Raw genomic sequence first — 3,843 nt, 5'->3', positions numbered from 1 at the left:
CCTGATATGTGAACTCTTTTTTACTATGCTTCCATCTCTTTCAATTGAAACCGTTTATTAAAGAAGGTTTTATAACCAAGTTGTAAAAAGATAATGACAGAAAAAGCTGTACTTCCGGAAATACCAAGTATAATCGCAATTTGATATTGAATGGCAGTAAATGGTGAAATTCCTGATAAAATTTGTCCTGTCATCATGCCCGGGAGACTAATGATTCCCATTCCGACCATAGAATTAATGGTTGGCAAAATAGCTGAATCGAAAGCATCTCTTACAAGGGGAGCGGTTGCTTGTTTTGGAGTTGCTCCTAGCATCAGTGCACCTTCAATTTGCTCACGCTTTGATTTCATATTGTTTAAGAATGAATTTGCACCGAGCGACACACCAGTCATGGCATTACCAATAAGCATCCCAGCGATTGGAACGATATATTGCGGAGCATACCAAGGGTCGTGTCCAATAATGACAAAGATAAATAATAAAAGCGGTCCGATTGAACCTGCAATCATTGAGAGTGCGGCTACACGTTTTAGCTCTTTTGACATAGGGATATTAACTCGTTTATAAATGTTAAAAATAGCGAATGTAGTAATAGAAGTAATAATAGCAATTGTATAAAATGGATTACTATTTTCAAATATGTATGTAAGTACGTATGCAACGAGAACAAGCTGAATGGTCATACGGAATGTAGCGATCGTAATTTGTTTTTCACGAGGTATTCCTTTTAGTTTTACAAGTCCGATTAAAACGATAATGAAAATATATGCCGCAGCAAGTTGCCAAATTTGTAGTTCAATAACGCCCTTCAAGTGCGTGCACTTCCTTTCTAATGGCACCTTTAGCTTTACTAATTTCAATAATGTCATCTGCGATTTCTTCTGGGAGACTTTGTGAATGGGTAATAAAGATAACCGTTTTCTTTTTTTGTTTCGCAATGGCAGAAAACTGTTTCATGACGCGCCTCTCTGTATCAGCATCTAATGCAGAAGTGGGCTCATCTAATAAATAAACAGGCGGGTCCATAAGTAAAACACGAGCTAAGGAGAGTCTTTGTTTTTCACCACCGGATAATGAAGAGGCGGTACTTGTTAAATCTTTTTCTAAGTTTACAATTGTTAGTGCTTCTTGCAGTGCTTCGTCAGGTGGAAAAGGTTTCTCTGAAAAGCGAAGTCCCATTAACAAATTATCTTTTACTGTTCCGTCAAATATAGGTGGTGTTTGACCTAACATAACAACTTCACGGCGTAATTGAATAGGTGGATAAGACGAAATAGATGCCCCATTATATTCAATTTCGCCGGCTGTTGGTGATTGTAAATCATTAAGTATGCGAAGTAATGTACTTTTTCCGCTGCCGCTTTCACCGATAATGCAGGTGATTTTTTCTTTGTGAATTTCTAAGTAAGGAACGTGCAGGATATTTTTATATGTTACATTTTTTAATAGAAACATGATTTTCTCCTTTCTGGTTCTATATAAATTTTAAAAAAACAAAACCCTTCTTTTTAGGAGGGAGAGAGGATCCAGCCATGCATAGAAGCGGTCAGGACCTTTTTCTGCCCCATGCTAAGTGAGAACAGAGAGAGAAAAGGAGTGTAAGTCCCTTTTTGTTTTCATAACAGTGACTTATATGTTGAGAAGTTAAAATGGATTTATATATTCATATCGTATCAAAAAAGGAGAAAAATAGAAAAAAACAAGAGCAATCTGCCCTTGTTTTTCTTCTTAACCATTATGATATTTATACATCCAAAGAATACCGGACTTTAAAAGTCTAGGTACACGTCCCATTAATGGTTGATTTGCTAATAGTCCGAATCCGTGTTTCTTACCGAGAGAACCGAGAACACCTTTTAATTTAATAACAGGTAGTTCATCAGGAAGTGTTTCATTGTTCCAACGTTTCAATAATATTTGGACAATTTGCTCACCTTGTCCTTCGGCAAGTTGTGCAGATGGTGCGTGTGGTAAGGATGCGCAATCACCTACAACATAAACATTCTCGTTATTCGGAATATTATGATATTTTGTTAATACAACCCGTCCGCTACTATCTTGTTCAACTGGAAGGTTTCGAACAACTTCATTTGCTTGAATACCAGCTGTCCATACGATTGCATCACATTCAAGCGGTTCATCATGGTTGTACACAATGTTTGGTTCCACTTTTGTAATGTTAGAGTTTCGTATAATTGTAACATTATGCTTTACGAACCATTCTTCTACGTATCTACTTAATTTTTCTGGGAAAGGGAATAAAATGCGATCCTTTCGATCAAATAAGTAAATTTTCAAATCAGAACGACTTTCCCGAAGCTCACTTGCCACTTCAACGCCACTTAATCCAGCACCGACAACTGCAACTGTTGCGTTAGGTTCTAAACTGTTTAATCGTTCGTATGTTTTGCGTGTTTGCTCAATAGATTGTAGGCTATGTGTATATTCTTTTGCGCCTGGAACATCGTGATATTTGTCTTCACAGCCAAGTCCGATAATTAAATCATCATATTGAATTTCTTCACCGCTATCGAGATGGACGGCTTTGTTTTCAAGATCAACATTTGTTACGGTACCGTATTGAATGTTGAGGCGCGGGTGTTCTGGAAACGGAATACGAATGTGCGTTTCTGAAATTGTTCCCGCTACTAATGCATAATATTCTGTTTTAAAACAGTGGTATGGTACTTTGTCGATTAATGTCACTTGGACATCATCTGGAAGTTGGTTGTTTGGAAGAAGCCGCTGCAGAATTCTCATTCCACCGTAGCCACCGCCCAGTAATACGAGGTGTTTCATGATGGATTACCCCTTTTCTGTTGAAATATCCCCTAATCATATAATTATATATTGAAAAAATAATTTGACTTTACTCACTCAAATTATATCGAATTTGTGAACAAATAACAATGCAGGAATGTGTACTCTGTTGTACAATAAGAAGAAAAGTGGGCAAACTGTTTTAATTTGTATACTGGGAATCAAAGTGGATTGATATAGAGAAGATCTTTTAGTTTGAAATGAAACAGTGAAGCAACTAAATATTTTAGCAAGTGTAACGAAAACAACAAGAAACAGCTTAGTTTTCTTATTATAGATTCATTTTTAGGGATACAGGGGGGATCGTTTTGATTAAACCATTAATCGAATTTTGTGTAGGTAATCTTGCAAGTGGCTCACAAGCAGCACTAGAGAAATTAGAAAAAGATCCGAATTTAGATGTTATGGAGTATGGCTGCCTAGGGTATTGTGGTATTTGTTTTGAAGGGCCTTTTGCACTTGTAAACGGAGAAGTTGTACAGGGGGCAACAGTAGAAGAACTTGTGAAAAATGTATATGATTACTTAGATGAAAATCCAATGTTTTAAGGCGTTGCAAATGAGCAACGTCTTTTTTATTGTCATCGTTTCTATTAGAGTAAAAATTCTTTCGAAGGAAATGCTAACAAAGAATTTGAATCTACTTGGAGAGTTAGGTGGAATGGCACCAACACGCCGTAGTGATATTGCTAAATTTGGATTAAAGTCGATTGTAGCAAGGACACTCGCCAATTTATTAAGTACTGCGATAGCAGGGATGTTTGTATAAAGTAGAATTTTAACCAGTAGGCTTCATTGCACTAATTATTAGTTCTCATCAATTTGTCTATCCACAAATAGCGAGATAAAGTGAAACTTTAATCAGTGGGGGTTTTCTTCATCCCCCACTGATTATTAGTTGAACCAATCGGGCTTTTACGGGCAGTTGATCCGCCACCTACCTTCCTCGTTTCTCTCTGAATCTTGAGGTGGGGGTCTTACTGCCCGTTAATGCGGGATAAAATAAAAAAAGGCCCTTTCCGAG

The 3,843-nt window shown here is 37.1% G+C and carries 4 protein-coding genes and 1 pseudogene; 2 read left to right on the top strand and 3 right to left on the bottom strand.

The genetic code is table 11. From position 1 onward, the window contains the following. Positions 1-23: 23 nt before the first annotated feature. From LOK41_RS27605 to LOK41_RS27595, 3 genes are all read right to left on the bottom strand, one after another. Positions 24-869 (bottom strand): ABC transporter permease, encoded by an 846-nt coding sequence (locus tag LOK41_RS27605; protein WP_241819297.1) that lies wholly within the window; start codon positions 867-869, stop codon positions 24-26. Then, positions 796-1,455, bottom strand: coding sequence for an ABC transporter ATP-binding protein (locus LOK41_RS27600; protein ID WP_241819296.1), 660 nt, complete (start codon positions 1,453-1,455; stop codon positions 796-798). The genes LOK41_RS27605 and LOK41_RS27600 overlap by 74 nt, the downstream gene beginning before the upstream one ends. Positions 1,456-1,728: 273 nt before the next feature. Continuing rightward, the gene (locus tag LOK41_RS27595; RefSeq protein ID WP_241819295.1) at positions 1,729-2,799 is read right to left on the bottom strand and encodes an NAD(P)/FAD-dependent oxidoreductase; all 1,071 of its coding nucleotides are present in this window, start codon (positions 2,797-2,799) and stop codon (positions 1,729-1,731) included. Positions 2,800-3,128: 329 nt separating this feature from the next. On the opposite strand from LOK41_RS27595, the gene LOK41_RS27590 reads away from it, so the two are divergent. After that, positions 3,129-3,368, top strand: a complete 240-nt coding sequence (locus tag LOK41_RS27590) for a YuzB family protein (RefSeq protein WP_017150175.1) — start codon at positions 3,129-3,131, stop codon at positions 3,366-3,368. Positions 3,369-3,459: 91 nt separating this feature from the next. Beyond that, positions 3,460-3,588, top strand: a pseudogene (locus LOK41_RS27585) (NupC/NupG family nucleoside CNT transporter); the annotation flags it as partial. Positions 3,589-3,843: the final 255 nt, after the last annotated feature.

The sequence above is a fragment of the Bacillus sp. TL12 genome, from assembly GCF_022625245.1.
In the GTDB taxonomy this organism is placed as follows: domain Bacteria; phylum Bacillota; class Bacilli; order Bacillales; family Bacillaceae_G; genus Bacillus_A.
The sequence above is the reverse complement of the archived record's forward strand: the minus strand, read 5'-3'. Positions and strand labels throughout refer to the sequence as shown.

Coding starts and splice junctions, on each gene's coding strand:
- LOK41_RS27595 (WP_241819295.1), bottom strand. CDS start 2,799: ATGAAACACCTCGTATTACTGGGCGGTGGCTACGGTGGAATGAGAATT.
- LOK41_RS27600 (WP_241819296.1), bottom strand. CDS start 1,455: ATGTTTCTATTAAAAAATGTAACATATAAAAATATCCTGCACGTTCCT.
- LOK41_RS27605 (WP_241819297.1), bottom strand. CDS start 869: ATGACATTATTGAAATTAGTAAAGCTAAAGGTGCCATTAGAAAGGAAG.